The sequence below is a fragment of the Rhodoferax ferrireducens T118 genome (assembly GCF_000013605.1).
Classification (GTDB): Bacteria; Pseudomonadota; Gammaproteobacteria; order Burkholderiales; family Burkholderiaceae_C; genus Rhodoferax; species Rhodoferax ferrireducens.
Map to the genome: position 1 here is coordinate 3016031 of NC_007908.1, position 19000 is coordinate 3035030.

A 19000-nucleotide genomic window follows, 5' to 3' on the forward strand; every position below is an offset into this window, starting at 1 on the left:
CCTGATGCCACTGGAGGCCGGCCCAACCGAGCGCCGCACGCGCTCGCGGGTGCCCTTGAGCCTCTTCTGGCGCACTTTCTTTTTGCTGGCCCTGCTGCTCGTAGGCAGCATTCTGGCCTGGCTGCAAACGCTGCGGGCGCTCGAATTCGAGCCACGCGCCATCCAGACGGCGCAGCAGATGGCATCGCTGGTCAATTTGAGCCGGGCCGCACTGATTCACTCCGACGCCATCAACCGCGTGTCCTTGATCAAAACCATGAAGGAGCAGGAAGGCGTGCGCATTGTGCCGCGCGAACCCGGCGACGTTTTCGAACCTTTTGACACCGATGCGCTGAGCCAGCGCATTGCGGAGGAACTCCAGTCCAAGCTCGGACCCGGCACGGTGGTGGCCAACAGCGTCAACAAGGAAGAGGGGCTATGGGTCGGTTTCACCATTGATGAAGACCGCTACTGGATGCTGACCGACCGGGCCCGATTCAACCGCACCACCGGGCGTACCTGGTTGATTTGGTTGATGACGGCGGGCGCCCTGTCGCTGGCCGGAGCGGCCCTGATTGCCCGCTTCATCAACCGACCACTCAAACAACTGTCGTTTGCCGCCAGCCGGGTACGCGAGGGTGATTTCGAGGCCAGTTCGCTGGATGAAGGCGTGGCCACCAGCGAGATCCGGGCCGTCAACATCGGCTTTAACCGGATGACGCAGATGCTGGCCAAAATCGAGCAGGATCGCGCCGTCATGCTGGCCGGCATCTCACACGACCTGCGCACGCCGCTGGCGCGTCTGCGACTGGAAACTGAATTGAGCGTGGTTGACGTCGAGGCGCAGGCCAATATGTCCGCTGACATCGCGCAACTTGACGCGATCATCGGCAAGTTCCTTGATTACGCCCGGCCTGGCAGCGTCGACCTGAGCCCGGTCTCACTGCGCGAAGTCTTCGATACCTGTCTGTACAGCACCCGCCACCGCACCGATATGCGCATCAGCCTGGATGTGCCTGAAGACTTGACTGTGCTCGCTGATGAAGTGGAACTGGGCCGCGTGTTCACCAATCTGCTGGAAAACGCCGCCCGCTATGGCAAGTCCGTGGCGACCGGCGTGGCGGTGGTGGACATTGTCGCCAAGGCACGCGATCAATGGGTGCTGTTGCGCTTGCGCGATCACGGAACCGGGGTCTCCAACGAGCAGTTGACCACCCTGACCACACCGTTTTACAGAGGCGAGACTGCCCGCACTGCCGCCAACGGCGCCGGGCTGGGGCTGGGGCTGGCAATTGTCGAGAAAACGATTTCGCGTATGGGCGGCACTTTTATATTGAGTAATGCATCCTCAGGTGGACTGGCGGCCAACATCAGGTTGCAACGCGCACCCAAAGCCTGAGCACGGTCCTTCGGGCAAGATCGCTATCGTGCTTTTCTTGCTGCATTGCCACCCAAGCGCCCAGAACCCGTATCGCGCGGGGGCAAGCCGGTGTGCTGGGTCAGCAATCGCCCAGGCTGCACCTTGCTGGCCAGTGCAGCCCCCCCGGTAGCGGTCGCATTTTTGTGCCGTGCGCTGGCATAGCTGCCATCCAGCAGCGGCTGAAACGTCGGTATCAGGTGATGCTTGCCATTGCCAATCAAGTCAGCGCGCCCCATGGCCTTGAGCGCTTCGCGTAACAGCGGCCAGTTGTTGGCGTCGTGGTAGCGCAAAAACGCTTTGTGCAGACGGCGGCGTTTTTCACCCCGCACGATGTCCACCGTCTCACTGTCGTGGGTGATCTTGCGCAGCGGGTTCCTGCCGGTGTGGTACATGGCCGTGGCGGTTGCCATGGGGCTGGGGTAGAAGGTCTGCACCTGATCGGCACGGAAACCGTTTTTCTTCAGCCACAGCGCCAGGTTCATCATGTCTTCATCGCTGGTGCCGGGATGGGCAGCGATGAAATACGGTATCAAAAACTGTTTCTTGCCGGCTTCCAGGGTGAACTTGTCAAACAGCGTCTTGAACTTGTCATAGGTGCCAATGCCGGGCTTCATCATCTTGGTCAGCGGACCTGCCTCAGTGTGCTCGGGGGCAATCTTGAGGTAACCGCCGACGTGGTGCTGTACCAGCTCTTTCACGTACTCCGGGCTTTGCACCGCCAGGTCGTAACGCACGCCGGAGCCAATCAGGATTTTCTTGATGCCTTTAAGCGCCCGCCCGCGCCGGTAAATCTGGATCAGCGGGTCGTGGCTGGTGCTCAGGTTTTGGCAAATGCCAGGATAGACACAACTGGGTTTGCGGCATGCCGCTTCAATCTCGGGGCTCTTGCAGCCCAGCCGGTACATATTGGCCGTGGGGCCGCCCAGGTCTGAGATCGTGCCGGTAAAGCCCTTCACCTTGTCGCGCACATCCTCAATCTCGCGGATCACCGAGTCTTCCGATCGGCTCTGGATGATGCGGCCTTCGTGTTCGGTAATGCTGCAGAAGGTGCAGCCGCCAAAGCAGCCGCGCATGATGTTGATGCTGAAGCGAATCATCTCCCAGGCCGGGATTTTGGTGCTGCCGTCATGGCTGCCCTGCGCATCGGCGTAGCTGGGATGCGGGCTGCGCGCGTAAGGCAGGTCAAAGACGAAATCCATCTCGGCGGTGCTCAAAGGAATCGGCGGCGGGGTGATCCAGACATCGCGCGCAGTGGCGCCCACACCATGCGCCTGCACCAGCGCGCGGGCGTTGCCGGGGTTGGTTTCCAGGTGCAGCACGCGGTTGGCGTGGGCATACAGCACCGGGTCGCTTTTAACCTGCTCGTAACTCGGCAGGCGGATCACCGAGCGGTCCCGCGGAGGCACCTTGAGCTTGCCCAAGCCGGTTGACAAGCTGGGATTGGGCATAAAAGTCAACGGGTGGATCACGGGACCTGCTTCATTATTTAAGCCTAATTGGCCTGTAGCCCCCGTGGAACAATCGCTAACGGCTATTGTTTTAATAGCATCTTTGTTTCCATCCTCTTTGGCGCAGGAGCCGCCCTGCCCCGCCGCCTGCTCCGAAGTCGTCAGGTAGGGGTTGACCTGAGACTCGACCCGTCCCGGCTCGTCCACGCTGGTCGAATCAATCTCAAACCAGCCGGTGTTTGAGGCGTCATCCGAACGGCGCACAAAAGCGGTGCCGCGCACGTCAGTGATTTTCTCGACCGGCTCACGTGCGGCCAAGCGGTGCGCAATCTCGACCAGTGCGCGCTCGGCGTTGCCATACAGCAGCAGGTCGCACTTGGCATCAACCACGATCGAGCGGCGCACCTTGTCCGACCAATAATCGTAGTGGGCAATGCGGCGCAGACTGCCTTCAATGCCGCCGAGCACAATCGGCACCTCCTTGAAGGCTTCCCGGCAGCGCTGGCTGTAGACAATCGCGGCGCGGTCGGGCCGCTTGCCGCCGACGTCGCCGGGCGTGTAGGCGTCATCACTGCGGATTTTTCGGTCCGCCGTGTAGCGGTTGATCATGGAGTCCATGTTGCCCGCCGTCACACCCCAAAACAGATTGGGCTTGCCCAAAGCCTTGAACGGTTCCGCGCTTTGCCAGTCGGGCTGTGCGATGATGCCGACCCTGAAACCCTGGGCTTCCAACATGCGGCCAATCACCGCCATGCCAAAGCTGGGATGATCCACATAGGCATCGCCCGTCACGAGGATGATGTCGCAACTGTCCCAACCCAGTTGGTTCATCTCCTCGCGGCTCATCGGCAAAAATTTGGCAACGCCAAAGCGCGCCGCCCAGAACTTGCGGTAACTGGTCAGTGGCTTGGCGGCACGCGGAAAAAAAGAGACGTCAACGAGGGCGTTCATGAAAACTCAAACAATGGGAAGGGACCGAGTGTAAGGTTTGGCGCCCATCAGAGCGGGTGGCATGGGTACTTGTGGCACCGGTGCCCTGCCGAACACCAAAAAAACGCCCCAAGTCCATGACGCAGGGCGCTTTGAATGACCCTTACCGGGTCCGAGTGCTCGTTTACGCTGTTTGCTTTGTTTCCATCAAAGCCTTCGCGCCAACCCAGACCAGCATGGCCGTTCCGACGAAGGGCAGCATGATCGCGTAGGCCAGACCAATAAACGGGGCAAAGGCGAACAGAGCCACGTTTCTCAGATAGGCCGGCGTCTTTTTTGCGGCTTGTGTTTGAAGCAGCGCCTTGCCCCCTATCCAGGCCAGCATCGCCAGACCGACCAAAGGCAGAAATACTGCATAGGCCAAGCCGATGAACGGCGCCGCCAGAAACAGGGCGATGTTCCTGAAGTTGCTCTTTTCCTCCAGCACTTCGACCTGCGACTGTTCGACCGGGCTCGCTTGCAGCGTTGGAACGATGGTCAGCGCGGGTTGGAGCAGCGCATGTGCGGCGCTTTCTTCAATCATCTCCGGTGACAGCGGCTTGCGCATGAAGTCCGACACGCCCGCTGCCTTGGCTCTCACTTCGTTTTCAGCGGTGCCGTAGCCGGTGATGATGACCACGGGTGTCCAGGGCCGACTGGCCTTGACGTGTTCGGCCAACTCGACGCCGTCCATGCCGGGCATCTTGATGTCGGTGAAAACGACATCGAACTCTTGCTCACGAATTTGCTTTAGCGCTTCATGAGCATTTTCAGCGGTGGTAACGATATAGCCTTTGTCGGACAGAACCCGTTTGAAACTCTTGCCGACCACAGCATCGTCATCCACGACCAGAACTTTACGCAGTGCACCCATGATATTTCTCCTTCAGTGAAATTGTTAACGGTCTGCCTTTCTCTAAGCATAGGTCATGCCAACTGCTGAATTTTTTAAAAAATCATTACTTATCAATCACTTAGCTGTTGATTAATGAAGCCATGGGGGAATTTGATCGTCGCAGCAGGACGCCCAAGTACACCGTTTTCATGCAGTGGCTTTGCTCGCAATCCTGGCAAGGCACAAAAAAACGATTCAAATCAAAGGGTTGCTGGGTTTTGGAGGGCACAAATTTTTTTGTACAGCGGATGCCAGGGCTGAGGCGACACCAACTGAATGGGCTGCATGACCCATGCCCTTGAGTGTCTGAATGCGAGTTGACGAAAGATACTCAAAACACGAGGATCTTCCCTGACGACGCGGCCGCCATCGAGCTGATTTCGCTGGCACTGCGCAAGTTCATGGCTGATTTGAAGCGCGTCAGGCCGTAGGCATGGCGCCTACGGCCTGACGCTTCGCTGGCCAACAATCAGCCTGCGATTCCCTTACTGAGAAAGAATCCAGCCGATAACATTTTTGATCTCACCCGCGTCCTTGGTCGCGATGATCTTGTGCTCCTCTTCTGTTCCGTCTTTCTGTTTGACCTTTGGCGCCTTGGTCAGGGCGTCGGTCAACTTGGCTTCGGCGTCAGGCTTGCCTTTCCATTTCTCGGCAATCTTCTTGAAAGAGGACGCTTTCTTGTCCTTGTCTATGGCGTGGCATTTCAGACAATCACTTTTCTTGGCCAATGCCACGGCCGCATCGGCATCGACTGCGGCGTAGGACGCGCCGGAAAATGCTGCTGCCGCGACGCCCAGGACCGAAAGGGTAACTAGTTTTTGGGGAATCGAAAGTTTCATTGCGATGTTTTCCATGTAATTCCGCTCACGTCAGTTCACGGAAGATTATTGCTATTGGAATCGTCAAGAATCTGTCCGTCGGGGTAACTCCACCTCACCGGACCCGCCCTGACAAAAACGGAATCCGCTGCACGGTCCACACATAACCTGACCCGTAAAAAGTCTGTAAGTCAAACCAATCTGATAGACAGAAACGTTGTTATCTTGCGCTGATTCATGGCGCACTTGCGCAGAATATGAACCGATTCTGATCTGGGTCAAGCCGGTAGCTACAAAACCGAATTCGGCCCCCGATGCGGCCCTGACCACGGGCCGACCCACCCGCCAAACGGCCTGAGAGGGTCGAATTTCTTATGGCTGTACAAAATAAATATTGCGACTTAAACGTCGCATCTTGTTGATTCAGTGCGCATTTGTTATTTTTTTCCTCTTCAAAGGTATATCGAATTTGTACTTGGGAGTGCCGGCAGGGCGCTTTTAAGCTTCCGCTCCAGCACGTGCATGCAAACCCAACTTGTTGATATTAAACATAAATATCAATTAGAACCAACCTGGCACAGGATTTGCTTCGTGGAAGGAAGCAAGAACTGAGAGGTGGTCGAAATGATTGCAAAAACCAAAATTCTGGTGGTGGACGACGAAGAAGTCGTGCGGCTCAGTTATCTCAGAACCTTGTCAGGACAACACTGCAAAGTGGACGTTGTAGCAGACGGCAAAGATGCATTGCAGATGATGAGCCAACAGCCATTCGATGTTGTTTTGCTCGATTTGCGTATGCCTGGAATGGATGGCATGACTGTTCTCAAGACCATCAAACAAAAATGGCCCGAGAGTGAGGTGATCATCATCACGGGGTATCCAGCCGTTGAATCTGCCAAGGCTGCGGTAACGCTGGGCGCCTATGGCTATCTCGCCAAGCCGGTTGGTCCGGACGATGTCATCAACGCTGCCAATGGCGCCATGTTGCATAAAAGATGGGCCTTGCGTTGCGACCAGCCTGCGCAATGTGCGGCAATGCGGTAGAGATCAGTAAGGCAAGGATTCAAGTTCAGGGCTGGTAGCAATTTCGCTGTCCAGGCCAGTTTTTCAAAGGAGAAATATCATGAGTGCACTGCGTAAAATTTTGGTTGTGGATGACGATCCTGTGGTTGGCAAGAGCTTCAACCGGGTGCTTTCTCAGGACAAAGGATATGTGGTCATCACCGCCGAGAATGCCGCCGAAGCGCTGGAAAAACTGCACGAGCAAGAGTACGACCTTGTTTTCACGGACATCAAGATGCCCGGCATGGACGGCGTCGAGTTGGCCGAACACGTCAAGGCCAGTCGGCCCTGGACACCCGTGGTCATCATCACCGGCTACGGCACCGCTGAAAACGAGGTGAGAGCCAAGGCAGCGGGCGTGTCGGACTTCATGCGCAAGCCGCTGTCACCGGAGATGATTGAAGAAAGCGCCGCACATGCGCTGCTCCAACCCGCGCTGACCGTCGTTCCAACGCTGCAAGCGAGCCCGGTCGAACAGTCGCAGATCGAAGTGCTGGAGGAAAAGAGCAACTTCAGGAACATCGCCCTGTTTCTGGCGGCGCCGTTCATCGGCTTGGCCTATGCAGTCATGCTTCCACTCGTTGGCACCGGCATGCTGGTCTGGATGGGAGCGCAGGCCTTGATGAAGAAGTCCCGTCCGGAGTAAAGTGAACACCACCAAGGAAGACCGTCTGCGCCGATAGTTGCAGGCGATAGACTTCAAAAAAAAGAGGAAAATTCCCATGAATGCACTGTGCACATTGACCAATAGGCATCTGCTGTCACACGCAAAGAGTTTGATCTTGCTTGGCCTGTTCGGGGTAGTGCTTTCTTTTGCTGGGCCGCAGGCTCGCGCCGAAGGAAGTGAATTGGCCAAAGAGGAACTGGCATGCTTGAGTTGTCATGACAAAGTTGAGCCGGGGAAGAAGCTTGAAAACGGAGAAATTCTTTCCCTTGCCATTTCCACCAAAGCCTATGTCGAGTCGATGCATAAGGAAACCAGTTGCGAGGACTGCCACTCGGACATTGATGCCAAGACTCACGGCAAAAAAATAACACCCATCAAGAGCAAGCGGGACTTCACCCTCAGCATGCGCGAGTCTTGCCGGGCGTGCCACAAAAAGAACTTCACGCAGTATGAAGACAGTGTCCACGCGGCACTGATCAAAGATGGCAGCAAAGAGGCGCCGCTTTGTTCGGATTGCCACAATCCGCATACGGTTCGCTCCACAAAGACCGTCGAGCCGATCACAGCAACTCCCTGTGCGAACTGCCACGAGAATATCTTTAAGGCCTATGCCAAGGACGTGCATGGACTGGCGCGCATTGCCAATGGCAAAACTGCCCCTCTTTGTGCCGATTGCCACAAAGCCCACAATGTCCAGGCGGCGTCCTTGGGCAGCGGTGTCAAGGACGCCTGTCTTTCCTGCCATGAAAATGCAGTCGACCAGCATAAAGACTGGTTGCCCAATGCCTCGCGCCACTTTGAGGCGATCTCGTGCCCGGTTTGTCATGCACCGACTGCGCAGCGCAGGGTAAATCTCAGGCTTTATGACAATGTTGCCATGAAGCAAATCTCTGAAAAAGCAGGGGTGCCGCAGTTTGAGAAACGGACGCAGGCTGCTGACACCAAGGATCTGGGTTTGAATGAGCGGGCCCTATGGAGCTTGCTGAAGGAATTCAACCAGGACGGCGGTGAAGGGAAAACAGTCTTACGCGGCCGCCTGGAGGTGCTATCGGGTGTTGATGCACATCAGCTGAGCGAGAAATCAAAGGCCATCAGAGACTGCAAGACCTGCCATCAAAAAGGGGCGGAACCTTTTCAGAGCGTCACACTGACGATCGCCGGACCAGACGGTCGACCGATTCGCCATGTGGTCCAGCAAGAGGTATTGACCTCATTGCTGGCCACCGAGTCCGTGCGTGGTTTCTACGCTATCGGCAGCACGCGGATCAAGTTGTTGGACACTTTGCTGATCATGGTCATGCTGGGCGCTGTCAGTGTGCCGATTGGGCACATGACCATCAAGCGACTATTCAAAAGCGTGCGGGAGAAACTGGCAGCCGAGAGGATTGCCGCACGATCTGAGACCGATGGTCAAGATTCAACCCACCATCGTCGCACCGATGATGACGCCTCAAAAAATAGCAGGAGTTAACCATGCAAAAGCTTTATATCAATCCGCTACCGGTCAGGATCTGGCACTGGACCAATGCCTTCGGTTTCGTCCTGTTGATTGCCACCGGCCTCCAGATCCGGTACCTCGACTTGATCCAGCTGGTGTCATTCAGAACGGCGGTGGTCGCTCACAACTGGATTGGCTTTGTGCTGATCGCCAATTTCTTTGTGTGGCTAGGCTTTTATCTTTTCACAGACAAGATCAAGGTCTATCACCCCGAGTTAAGTCCGATGAAGTATTTTCGCGCCAGCTTCCGGCAAATGCAGTTCTATGGTTACGGCATCTTCAAGGGTGACCCCAATCCACATCACCCTAGCGCCTATCGAAAATTCAATGCTTTGCAGAGCATGATGTACCAGATCATCATGATGTTGCTCGTACCCCTGCAGTTTTTTACCGGCGTGCTGCTTTGGGATGTGTCGCGATTTTCTGCCATGGTGGAGATGTTTGGTGGCGTGCGGGTAGTCGATACCGTGCACGTTCTGTTATTCATCCTGTTTAGCGGATTTATCATTGTGCATGTCTATTTGGCGAGCCTTGGCCACACGCCGTCGGCACACTTCAAAGCCATGATCACCGGTTACGAGGAAATTGAAGAAGAACCGAAACACGGCACCTCTTCCTGAGGACCGACAGTCAGGCCTTGCGCGCCTCACCTCGGCGCATCAAATCAAATGGGTTCGGGTTCGCCGTCGTCGTATTCGGTATCCCGGACCCGAATGTTGTACTTCTTCATCAAGGCCTGAAAATTGGTGCGCTGCATACCGGTTTCTTCAGCACTGCGGGTCACGTTCGACGCGTTTCTTTTTAGTGTTTCCTGGACGAACAGCTTCTCAACTTCCTCAACCGATTTTTCTCTGGCGATTTTTTTAATTCTCTTGAGTTCATCGCTGGTACGAGGCACGTCAAGATCGAGCCGGGGAGAATTGTCAATTATGCTAGCCAGATGCGCCTGACGGATGATGCCGTCAGACGACAGGATCACTGCCCGCTGCATGGTGTTTTCAAGTTCGCGCACATTACCTGGCCAGCCATAGTTCATCAGCAGACTCATCGCTCCTTCCGAAATCTCTGACACGGGCTTTCCCAGTTCACTGCAAAAAATCTTCAGGAAGTGAAAGGCCAGCGCGGGGATATCGTCACGGCGCTCGCGCAAGGCTGGCGAGTGAATTGGGAAGACGTTGATGCGGTAGTAAAGATCCTCACGGAACGTTCCTTCAGCCACCATCGCCTTGAGATCCTTGTTGGTCGCGGTAATGAGCCGGACATTGGTCTTCTGGTTGGTGGTCGTGCCAACCGGCCTGAACTCACGCTCCTGAATCACCCGCAACAATTTGGCTTGGGTTGACAGCGGGATATTGCCGAATTCGTCGAGGAACAGTGTGCCATTGTTGGCGACATCGAACATGCCGCGTTTGTTGGCCACGGCCCCGGTAAAGGATCCCTTGGTGTGCCCGAACAATTCACTCTCCAGGAGGTTCTCACTCAGCGTGTTGCAGTCAACGGTGACAAATGGCTGATCCTTGCGCAAGCTGTTGTAATGAATAGCGCGCGCAATCATTTCCTTGCCGGTGCCACTTTCTCCGGTGATCAGCACGGTGCTGTTTGTCGGCGCACACTTGGCGATCAGGCCAAAGACTGCCTGCATCGGCGGACTCGAGCCGATGATGTTCTCAAAACGATATTTTGAGCTGACTTCGGTCTTGAGCTTGCGATTCTCTTGCATCAGTTGCCGCCGCTCCAGGGCGCGATTGACAACAAGCTTGAGTTCATCTGGATCGAAGGGCTTTGACAGGTAGTCAAATGCACCCAGCTTCATGGCCTTGACAGCCGTTTGAATCTCGGACAACCCGGTCATCATGATGACGTCGATCTCCGGATGCCTTTCCTTCACGTGTTGCAAGACCTCAAGACCGTCCATCTTGGGCATCATGACGTCGAGAATGAGAATATCGTAGGCTGTCTCATCGACTTTTTTCAAGGCCTCAAAGCCGCCCGGGGCAGAGTCCACGGTATACAGGTCATCGTTGAGTATGCGCACGCAACTTCTTATAACAATCTCTTCGTCGTCAACAACTAATATTCTGGCACTCATGGGGTAATCTCCGCGGCCTGGGATTCGGTTTCATCAAAAGGAGACGTTATAGGCAGAAGGACGTAAAAAGTAGTTCCTTCTCCAACCACGCTCTCGACATTGATCTTGCCTCCATGGGCTTTGACAATGCCATAACTGACGGACAAGCCCAGCCCCGTTCCCTTGCCCACCTCTTTCGAGGTAAAAAATGGATCGAAAATACGCTCCAGGTTGGCTGGCGGAATACCGCAACCGGTGTCCGTCACGCTTATTTCAACCATCGGAAGGGTATCAACGCCAGGTTTGTCAGAGGCCATGCCGGGATAGAGGCGACTTGCGACCTTAATGTTGCCCTTGCCCTCGATGGCTTGCTGGGCATTGACAAGCAAATTCAAGATAACCTGCTTGATCAGATCGGCGTCACCCCATACCTGGGGTAACGCAGGATCAAGAGCAGTTGTGATCTCGATCTGCTGCAAGGATGCTGGCCGTTCAACAAAACGCACGGTGTCTTCAATCACCAGATTCAGGTTGAAAAACCCCTTCACCGGCACTTTTTCCCTTGCGAAATCGAGAAGCCGCCTGATGATGCTGGCACACCGTTTGGTCTCGCGGATCACCAGGTCCAAGTCCGCAGCATCCTCACTGCCATCGGCCGCTTTTTTGCGCATCAGGGAGGTAAAGGTCAGCACGCCGGTGAGCGGATTATTCAATTCATGAGCAATGCCAGACGCCAGCACACCGATAGAGGCCAGCTTTTCCCCCTGCGCAACCTCGGCCTTGGCAGCCAGCAGTTCCCGGGTTCGTTCTGTGACTTTGGATTCCAGGGTATGCAACATGTCCTGCATCTCTGACCTTGATGCTTTCAGTGCTTCAGTCATATGATTAAAAGATGCCGCGACGCGGCCGAATTCGTCATCGCTGCGCACCGGAATATTCTGATCAAGGCGGCCAGCGGCGATCTGCTTGGCGCCGGAATCCATGTCTTTCAAAGGCACATAGATAAAGCGCTGCAGCAAAACGCCGATGCTGACAGCGAAAATAAGAATGAACCCAGCTGCCATGCCAATCATGTGAATGGTATGCGTCTTTCTCGACTGGTCGATCTCATCGAGAGAATAGGCAACATCCACTATGCCAAGCACCGACTGACTGGCAGAATGTTCGTGGCAGGACGCAGATGAACACGAAGGCTCGTTGCGTATTGCTTGCATGGTACCGAGAACTCGGTGCCCCCCCGGCATCTCAATGACTTTCCACCGCTTGTCGTCTGAGACTTGCTCCAGTGGTGTACTGGTCTTATGGCATTGAACACAAGGTTCGTCCTGTTGTTCGACCGAATAGCCAACCTCTGATGTCCGGTTTGAATGAATGATCGTGCCATCTTTATCGATCACCCGGACACGTTCAATGCCTTTTTGCTTGCCAATGTCCTCAATGATCTTGCCAGCAATGTCACGCTCGTTCACCAACATCGAACTACGGGTACTCGCGATAATCACGTCGGAAATTTGTGTGACATGCCGGGAAATCTCACTCTGCAGTTCTTCCTCCCGGTGTTCAACGAAAACCAGTGTGAACAGGACCGCCACCGCTGAAAGAACGATGAACAGATACAGGCTGATTTTGACCCTGAGACTTATTGAACGCATTTACCATATCTGAATAAGCGGCAAATTCATTATGACATCGCCTTCATGGCCTCAAAGTGATCAGAATCAAGTTCCACTTCATCCGCGATGGCAAGTTATGGCGATTTTTGAGATTTCTTCGCTCGCCGTCCGGCTCAAGTGCAGCAACGGGCGCGTCAACTTCAAACCGGCACCGCGACAACCCGCCCTTGCGCCGCGCTTTGCTCACCCAAGGTAAGCAGCTGCATGACGGCGCGCACGTCTCGGGCGGTCACCGGTGGCTCGGGGGTCAAGCCGCACAGGTGGTCGCGCAACTGCGCGTAATAGGCCAGGTAGTTGCCGCACGGGTTGGGTGCTGCACGACGCACCGAGACCGGAGATGCCACCCCGGCGATCATGTCAAACCGCAAGACTTCGCCCGCCTGCGGGTCTTGCCCCCAATCGTGCAGCGCGTCCATTTGCGGGTGACGCCCGGCCTTAAGTGCGTCTTCTTGAGTATCCAGCCCAAATTTGGTGAAACTGCCCTGAGTGCCGTGCACCGCCCAGCGTGGGCCCAATTCAGCGACCAGCGTGCTGGCGTGCAAAATCACGCGCAAACCACCGTGGCGCGTGTCGTAGTGCAAGACGGCATGAAACCAGTCGTTCACTTGGGCACCATCGCGCAGGCAAGCCAGGTCCAAGCACAGCGCATCAGGCACGCCCCACAAGGCCAGCGCCTGATCCACCAGATGCGGCCCGAGGTCAAACCACAGACCCGAGCCGGGCAGACTTTGCTCGCGCCAGCGCGCTGGCACAGTGGGGCGATAGCGGTCAAAGTGCGACTCCACTTGCACCACTCGTCCCAGTTGGCCGCTGGCCAGTACTTGTTGCAGCGCCAGAAAATCAGAGTCAAAGCGGCGATTCTGAAACACGGTCAACATCCGGTTTTCGGCTTGGGCGGTGGCCAGCAAATCATCTGTCTCGGCCAGCGTGACGCAGCAGGGTTTGTCCACCACCACATGCTTGCCCGCCTGCAAGGCGGCTTTGGCCAGGGCATGGTGGCTGGCGTTGGGGGTGGCAACCACGACCACGTCAATGCCGGGATCAGCAAACACCGCCTCGGGTGTCGCCACCACGCGCACCAGTGGCCAGTCAGCGTGCACGGCCTCGGGCTTGTTGGAGCAGATGCAGGCCAAATGCAAACCCGGTACACCCGAGATCAACGGCGCATGAAAAATTCGGCCCGCGTTACCATAACCAATCAAGGCAACTTGCAGCGGTGCGGCGACGGCGCTGGCAGGATTTGTGGCAATTGTTGATTCATTCATGTCGTCATCATCCTCGAAAACACACGCACGGCACTTTCACTGTCATTCGAGCCGGGCGTTCAGCAGAAACACCCACGTTCCGAAGGCACCCAAAATGAGCTATCGTCAAGCTATGTCTTGCTTGAAAGCAACTGATGCTTAATTTCTTACCCGCACCCTTGGTGGGCCTGATCGCCAGCCTGTTGCTGGCGCTCAACGCGCTGTTCTGGGTCCCAGTCCTGCTGCTTTTTTCTTGTGTGAAGCTGCTCCTCCCGATCAAAGCCGTGCGTTTGTTGATCGACCCGCTTCTTTTGCACATCGCCGAAACCTGGATTGCCGGCAACAGCGGCTGGATGCGGCTGACCCAACGCACCAGTTGGGATGTGCAGGGTGTTGAGGGTCTCAACTACCGTAGCTGGTACCTGGTCAACTGCAACCACCAGTCCTGGGTCGACATTCTGGTGTTGCAGCACTTGTTTAACCGGCGCATCCCGCTGCTCAAGTTTTTTCTCAAACAGCAACTGATCTGGGTGCCGGTGATGGGGCTGGCGTGGTGGGCGCTGGAGTTCCCGTTCATGCGCCGTCACAGTGAGGAGTTCCTGAAAAAACATCCCGAGATGCGTGGCAAAGACCAGGCCACCACTCGCAAGGCCTGCGAGAAATTTGCCCTGATTCCCACCAGCGTGATGAATTTTCTGGAAGGCACGCGCTTCACACCGGCCAAACACCAGCGGCAACAGTCACCCTACAAGCATCTGCTCAAACCGAAGGTCGGCGGCATGGCGCTGGCCCTGAACGCCATGGGTGACAAGTTTCAAGCCATTCTGGATGTGACCATTGTTTACCCGGACGGTGCCCCCGCTTTCTGGCAATTTCTAACCGGCAAGCTTAAACGCGTCATTGTTCGGGTACGTTCCTTGCCAATTCCCCAACACCTGGTGCAAGGGGATTACGCCGGTGACCCGGCCGTGCGCGAGGCGTACCAGCAATGGGCGCAGCAGATGTGGGCCGACAAGGATGCACAGATTGAGGCGCTCATTTCCAGGTCAAATCAGCGTGTAGGCCCTCCATAATCCAGCATGTTTCAACAGGCTGATTCACAACCGACACACATGACTTACACGGCAGTACTCCAGGGCCTCAAGGTCATCGAACTGGGACAGCTCATTGCGGGCCCTTTTGCAGCAAAAACGCTGGCGGACTTTGGCGCCGACGTCGTCAAGATCGAGCCTCCGGGCGCGGGTGACCCCTTGCGCAAGTGGCGTCTGCTCAAGAACGGTACCTCGGTCTGGTGGCAAGTGCAATCGCGCAGCAAGCGTTCGCTGGCGCTGGACCTCCGGCAAACTCAGGCACAAGACATCGTGCGCAAGTTGGTCCGGGAGGCCGATGTATTGATTGAAAATTTCCGGCCTGGCGCGATGGAGTCCTGGGGCTTGGGGCCCGACGAACTGCTGGCACTCAATCCGCGCCTGATCATGCTGCGGATCAGTGGTTACGGCCAGAGCGGCCCGTACCGCGACAAGCCGGGCTTTGGCGTGGTGGCCGAGGCCATGGGCGGGCTGCGCCACCTGACGGCCGAGCCGGGACGGGTCCCGGTGCGGGTTGGCGTGAGCATCGGTGACACGCTGGCGGCGCTGCACGGCGTGATCGGCATCTTGCTGGCTTTGCAGGAACGCCAGCGCTCGGGCCAAGGCCAGGTGATTGATGTGGCGCTGTACGAGGCGGTATTCAACTGCATGGAAAGCCTGCTGCCCGAGTACAGCGCCTTTGGCGAAGTCCGCGGCCCTGGCGGCAGCGCGCTGCCCGGCATCGCACCGAGCAACGCCTATCCCTGCCGGGACGGTGGCTACGCCTTGATCGCCGGCAACGGCGACAGCATTTTCAGACGTCTGATGAAGATCATTGGCCGTGACGACTTGGGCCATGATCCGGCGTTTGCAGACAATATCGGCCGCGTGGCCCGGGTGGGCGAGCTTGATGCGGCGATTGGTGAATGGGCGCAGCAACACACCGTCGACGAGGTGCTGGCAGCGCTCGACGCCGCCGGCGTGCCGGCCGGGCGTATCTACACCGTGGCCGACATCGCACGCGACCCACATTACCGGGCACGCGGCATGATCGAGGAAATACGGCTGGATGATGGCAGCACGCTGGCCGTGCCCGGCATCTGCCCCAAGCTCTCGCGCACACCCGGCAGTCATGGACGTCACGCGCCGCTTCAAGTGGGGCAGGACAGCGATGCCGTGCTGCGCGAGATCGGTCTCACGCCGGCGCAAATTCAGGCGCTGAAAGACAAGGGCATTGTGGCCGCTGGACCCCAAAGAGTGATTTCGTAACCCGGATTTACGGCAACGAAGTCGCGACGCGCGACGCCTTCCAGATCGAGTCCACCGCTATTTGGCAGCGGGGACGAGGGCAATAGCCACCAAGCACTTAGAGCTTTTCCGTTTCACCCGACTTCGGCTGCCACTTCATCAGACGCTTTTCCACCAAGCCGACTGCGCCATCCAGCACCAGCGCAAACAGGGTCAGGACCAATATGCCGGCAAACACGGTGTTGATATCGAATGTGCCTTCTGCCTGCAGGATCAGGTAACCGACGCCGCGCGCCGAACCCATGTACTCGCCAACGATGGCACCGACGAACGCCAAGCCGACCGACGTATGCAGGCTGGAAAAGACCCACGACGTAGCCGACGGCAGGTAAACGCTGCGCAGCAGTTGACGCGCATTGGCGCCCAACATGCGGGCATTCGCCAGCACGACCGGACTGACTTCCTTGACACCCTGGTAGACGTTAAAGAACACGATAAAAAACACCAGTGTGATCGCGAGCGCCACCTTGGACCAGATCCCCAGGCCAAACCACATCCCGAAGATAGGCGCCAGAATCACGCGCGGCATGGAGTTGGCTGCCTTGATGTAGGGATCCAAAATAGCGGAGGTCAGCGGCGACAAGGCCAGCCACAGGCCGACCCCCAAGCCCATCACAGTACCAATGCCGAAGGCCAGCAAGGTCTCCGTCAAGGTAATGAGAAGATGGGAATAGATCTCGCCGGGAAAATGCAGGGTGAACCAGGTCGAATCACCCAATCCGACTTCGAGATTGCCGCTGCCGGAGGTAAACCAGGCCCACACGCGCCCCAGGACAATCAAAGGCTCGCCGAAGAAGAAGGCCACCTGAATATCGCGCGAGATCCAGTGCCACAGCAGAAAAAACAGCAACAAGACCAGCACCTGCCAAATGCGAACGTTGCCCGAAGTGGGTCGAATTCGTCGCCACATGGTCAGGCCCGCCTCTTTTGCTGGGCATAGCCACGCAGGACTTCTTCCCGCAGCACGTCCCAAATCTGGGTATGCAATTCCACGAAGCGGGGATTGCTGCGCACCTCGGCCACATCACGCGGGCGCGGCAAATCAATGGTGAAGTCACCGATCGGATGGGTCGCCGGTCCGGCAGACAGGACGATCACACGGTCGGACATGCTGATCGCCTCATCAAGGTCATGGGTAATGAAAAGAACCGCTTTTTTCTTCGCACTCCAGAGTTCGAGCACTTCGTTTTCCATCAGTTGCCGGGTCTGGATATCAAGCGCAGAAAATGGCTCGTCCATCAGGATGATGTCGGGATCGAGTATCAAGGTTTGCGCCAATGCGACCCGTTTACGCATGCCACCAGAAAGCTGATGAGGGTAGCGATCGCCGAAGCCATGCAAGCCCACACGCGCCAGCCACGCTTCACCCAGCTCGACTGCCGCTGCTTCTTCCATCTTGCGAAATTGCAGGCCGGCGATCACGTTTTGCAGTGCGCTGCGCCAAGGCATCAGGGCATCCGACTGGAACATGTAGCCGGCTCGCCGGTTGATGCCGCTCAGCGGTTCACCGAATATTTGCACACTGCCGGACGAGGGTTGCAGAAGCCCGGCGGCAACATTCAGCAGCGTCGATTTTCCGCAACCCGTCGGCCCGACCACCGAGACGAATTCACCGGGCGCTATCGCGATTCGGGTGTCGCTCACCGCGGTATAACGCTGACTACGATCCTCCTTCGAGACGAAGGTGCAACTGATCTGGTCAAGCAAAAGCGCTGGTGTCATCGATATTTCGCGTTGGCTTTTTTGACGAACTCGTTCGTGAAGGTCTTTGACAGGTCGATTTTCTTGTTCGCCAGCTCGGGCTCAAACGCAGTGAGCGTGCGCAAGGCCGTTGCAGCGCCTGCATCAGGGAAGCTGCCATCCGGTGAGAGTGCGCCGCGTATGTTCATGAAGGCATCAAGATAAAGAGCGCGGTCACCGAGCAGAAAACTTTCCGGCACCACCTTGACGATATCCGACGGTCCTGCGGTTTGCAGCCATTTGAGGGCTCGGACCATGGCATTTGTGAGCGCCTGGGTCGTGTTCGGATATTTCTTGACGAAAGCCTCCGTCGCGTACAGGGTACCGGCTGGCATCGGTCCGCCGAAGAAGGCATTGGTGTCGGAGAGCTTGCGGGTATCGGCAATCACCCTGATCTCGTTTTTCTGCTGCAGCATGGTGATCACCGGGTCCAGGTTCGAGATCGCATCGATTTGCCCGGAACGCAGTGCCGACAAAGCGCCGGCAGAGGTACCCACACCGATGAAGGACACATCAGTCGGCTTCAGGCCGCCCTTGGACAGGACGAAATTGGCCATGATGTTGGTTGACGAACCGGGTGCGGAGACGCCGATCTTCTTGCCTTTCAAGTCGGCGATGCTTTTGTAGTTCGGCAGGGTCTTGTTCGAGACGCCGAACACGATCTGCGGCGCCCGGCCCTGCAACACGAAAGCCGTGATCATCTGGCCCTTGGCCTGCATGTTGATCGTATGCTCGAAGGCGCCTGAGACGACATCAGCGCTGCCACCGATGAGCGCCTGCAGAGCTTTCGAACCGCCGGCGAAATCGCTGATCTCGACCTCCAGACCTTCGTCCTTGAAATAGCCGAGTTGCTCAGCGATGGTCAGCGGCAGATAGTAGAAAAGATTTTTCCCGCCGACCGCGATCGAGACCTTTGATTTCTCGATCGACTGTGCAAAAGCGGACGTAGTAAGGCAAGCGGCCAGCATGACCATGCCGATCGCGATTTTCTTGAAATTCATGTTGTCTCCTCAAATGATTCCGTCGCGCTTGAATGGCGTGATCTCTTGAATATCATACCCCAGCCCACCTGAGACTTGCGCATGGCGTTCGCCCGGAGGCAGCGGATGTGGCTGGACAGAGATGCCCGGATCGAGGCACTTTT

General features: G+C 56.7%; 16 protein-coding genes. 7 read left to right on the forward strand and 9 right to left on the reverse strand.

Going from position 1 to position 19000, the window contains the following annotated elements; all coding sequences use genetic code 11:
* The first annotated feature begins 4 nt into the window (after positions 1-4).
* Positions 5-1378 carry a sensor histidine kinase gene (locus RFER_RS13825; RefSeq protein ID WP_049765750.1) on the forward strand — a complete coding sequence of 458 codons (1374 nt, stop codon included), beginning with the start codon at positions 5-7 and terminating at the stop codon, positions 1376-1378.
* Between the two features lie 23 nt (positions 1379-1401).
* On the opposite strand, the gene RFER_RS13830 is transcribed toward RFER_RS13825, so the two are convergent.
* The 3 genes from RFER_RS13830 to RFER_RS13840 all read right to left on the reverse strand — a co-directional run bounded on the left by RFER_RS13830 (position 1402) and on the right by RFER_RS13840 (position 5565).
* Entirely contained in the window at positions 1402-3798 is a 2397-nt protein-coding gene (locus RFER_RS13830) for a YgiQ family radical SAM protein (RefSeq protein WP_011465013.1), read from the reverse strand.
* Between the two features lie 163 nt (positions 3799-3961).
* Entirely contained in the window at positions 3962-4690 is a 729-nt protein-coding gene (locus RFER_RS13835; RefSeq protein WP_011465014.1) for a response regulator, read from the reverse strand.
* Positions 4691-5196: 506 nt separating this feature from the next.
* The gene (locus RFER_RS13840; protein ID WP_011465015.1) at positions 5197-5565 is read right to left on the reverse strand and encodes a c-type cytochrome; all 369 of its coding nucleotides are present in this window, start codon (positions 5563-5565) and stop codon (positions 5197-5199) included.
* A gap of 588 nt (positions 5566-6153) precedes the next feature.
* Between RFER_RS13840 and RFER_RS13845 the strand changes: the two genes are divergently transcribed.
* From RFER_RS13845 to RFER_RS13860, 4 genes are all read left to right on the forward strand, one after another.
* Positions 6154-6573, forward strand: coding sequence for a response regulator (locus tag RFER_RS13845; RefSeq protein ID WP_011465016.1), 420 nt, complete (start codon positions 6154-6156; stop codon positions 6571-6573).
* A gap of 79 nt (positions 6574-6652) precedes the next feature.
* A complete protein-coding gene (locus RFER_RS13850; protein WP_011465017.1) occupies positions 6653-7237 on the forward strand; it encodes a response regulator in 585 nt (194 codons plus the stop codon).
* 136 nt (positions 7238-7373) lie between these two features.
* Entirely contained in the window at positions 7374-8729 is a 1356-nt protein-coding gene (locus RFER_RS13855) for a cytochrome c3 family protein (protein WP_166485724.1), read from the forward strand.
* A gap of 2 nt (positions 8730-8731) precedes the next feature.
* Positions 8732-9376: a cytochrome b/b6 domain-containing protein gene (locus tag RFER_RS13860; protein WP_011465019.1), complete on the forward strand. Its 645-nt coding sequence runs from the start codon at positions 8732-8734 to the stop codon at positions 9374-9376.
* 44 nt (positions 9377-9420) lie between these two features.
* Here RFER_RS13860 and RFER_RS13865 read toward each other — a convergent pair whose 3' ends face one another.
* From RFER_RS13865 to RFER_RS13875, 3 genes are all read right to left on the reverse strand, one after another.
* Positions 9421-10845 carry a sigma-54-dependent transcriptional regulator gene (locus RFER_RS13865; protein WP_011465020.1) on the reverse strand — a complete coding sequence of 475 codons (1425 nt, stop codon included), beginning with the start codon at positions 10843-10845 and terminating at the stop codon, positions 9421-9423.
* Positions 10842-12476: a sensor histidine kinase gene (locus RFER_RS13870; RefSeq protein WP_011465021.1), complete on the reverse strand. Its 1635-nt coding sequence runs from the start codon at positions 12474-12476 to the stop codon at positions 10842-10844. The genes RFER_RS13865 and RFER_RS13870 overlap by 4 nt, the downstream gene beginning before the upstream one ends.
* A gap of 161 nt (positions 12477-12637) precedes the next feature.
* Complete coding sequence (locus RFER_RS13875) at positions 12638-13762, reverse strand: oxidoreductase (RefSeq protein WP_011465022.1); 1125 nt, start codon at positions 13760-13762, stop codon at positions 12638-12640.
* Between the two features lie 134 nt (positions 13763-13896).
* On the opposite strand from RFER_RS13875, the gene RFER_RS13880 reads away from it, so the two are divergent.
* Together RFER_RS13880 and RFER_RS13885 are read left to right on the forward strand one after the other, a co-directional pair.
* Entirely contained in the window at positions 13897-14814 is a 918-nt protein-coding gene (locus RFER_RS13880; RefSeq protein ID WP_011465023.1) for an acyltransferase, read from the forward strand.
* A 39-nt stretch (positions 14815-14853) separates the two neighbouring features.
* On the forward strand, positions 14854-16077 hold the full coding sequence (locus RFER_RS13885) for a CaiB/BaiF CoA transferase family protein (protein WP_041790754.1): 1224 nt from the start codon (positions 14854-14856) through the stop codon (positions 16075-16077).
* A gap of 97 nt (positions 16078-16174) precedes the next feature.
* Here the strand turns inward: RFER_RS13885 and RFER_RS13890 are convergent, their stop codons facing one another.
* From RFER_RS13890 to RFER_RS13900, 3 genes are read right to left on the reverse strand one after another with little or no spacing between them, the layout of a single operon-like run.
* Positions 16175-17026 carry an ABC transporter permease gene (locus RFER_RS13890; protein ID WP_011465025.1) on the reverse strand — a complete coding sequence of 284 codons (852 nt, stop codon included), beginning with the start codon at positions 17024-17026 and terminating at the stop codon, positions 16175-16177.
* 2 nt (positions 17027-17028) lie between these two features.
* On the reverse strand, positions 17029-17838 hold the full coding sequence (locus RFER_RS13895; RefSeq protein ID WP_011465026.1) for an ABC transporter ATP-binding protein: 810 nt from the start codon (positions 17836-17838) through the stop codon (positions 17029-17031).
* Complete coding sequence (locus RFER_RS13900; protein ID WP_011465027.1) at positions 17835-18857, reverse strand: ABC transporter substrate-binding protein; 1023 nt, start codon at positions 18855-18857, stop codon at positions 17835-17837. The genes RFER_RS13895 and RFER_RS13900 overlap by 4 nt, the downstream gene beginning before the upstream one ends.
* Between the last annotated feature and the right edge of the window lie 143 nt (positions 18858-19000).

What these genes read in the sequence shown, in the direction of transcription:
- RFER_RS13860 (WP_011465019.1), top strand. Translation starts at nt 8,732, where the DNA reads ATGCAAAAGCTTTATATCAATCCGCTACCGGTCAGGATCTGGCACTGG.
- RFER_RS13850 (WP_011465017.1), top strand. Translation starts at nt 6,653, where the DNA reads ATGAGTGCACTGCGTAAAATTTTGGTTGTGGATGACGATCCTGTGGTT.
- RFER_RS13885 (WP_041790754.1), top strand. Translation starts at nt 14,854, where the DNA reads ATGACTTACACGGCAGTACTCCAGGGCCTCAAGGTCATCGAACTGGGA.
- RFER_RS13825 (WP_049765750.1), top strand. Translation starts at nt 5, where the DNA reads ATGCCACTGGAGGCCGGCCCAACCGAGCGCCGCACGCGCTCGCGGGTG.
- RFER_RS13845 (WP_011465016.1), top strand. Translation starts at nt 6,154, where the DNA reads ATGATTGCAAAAACCAAAATTCTGGTGGTGGACGACGAAGAAGTCGTG.
- RFER_RS13890 (WP_011465025.1), bottom strand. Translation starts at nt 17,026, where the DNA reads ATGTGGCGACGAATTCGACCCACTTCGGGCAACGTTCGCATTTGGCAG.
- RFER_RS13895 (WP_011465026.1), bottom strand. Translation starts at nt 17,838, where the DNA reads ATGACACCAGCGCTTTTGCTTGACCAGATCAGTTGCACCTTCGTCTCG.
- RFER_RS13835 (WP_011465014.1), bottom strand. Translation starts at nt 4,690, where the DNA reads ATGGGTGCACTGCGTAAAGTTCTGGTCGTGGATGACGATGCTGTGGTC.
- RFER_RS13840 (WP_011465015.1), bottom strand. Translation starts at nt 5,565, where the DNA reads ATGGAAAACATCGCAATGAAACTTTCGATTCCCCAAAAACTAGTTACC.
- RFER_RS13830 (WP_011465013.1), bottom strand. Translation starts at nt 3,798, where the DNA reads ATGAACGCCCTCGTTGACGTCTCTTTTTTTCCGCGTGCCGCCAAGCCA.
- RFER_RS13900 (WP_011465027.1), bottom strand. Translation starts at nt 18,857, where the DNA reads ATGAATTTCAAGAAAATCGCGATCGGCATGGTCATGCTGGCCGCTTGC.
- RFER_RS13875 (WP_011465022.1), bottom strand. Translation starts at nt 13,762, where the DNA reads ATGAATGAATCAACAATTGCCACAAATCCTGCCAGCGCCGTCGCCGCA.
- RFER_RS13865 (WP_011465020.1), bottom strand. Translation starts at nt 10,845, where the DNA reads ATGAGTGCCAGAATATTAGTTGTTGACGACGAAGAGATTGTTATAAGA.
- RFER_RS13880 (WP_011465023.1), top strand. Translation starts at nt 13,897, where the DNA reads ATGCTTAATTTCTTACCCGCACCCTTGGTGGGCCTGATCGCCAGCCTG.
- RFER_RS13870 (WP_011465021.1), bottom strand. Translation starts at nt 12,476, where the DNA reads ATGCGTTCAATAAGTCTCAGGGTCAAAATCAGCCTGTATCTGTTCATC.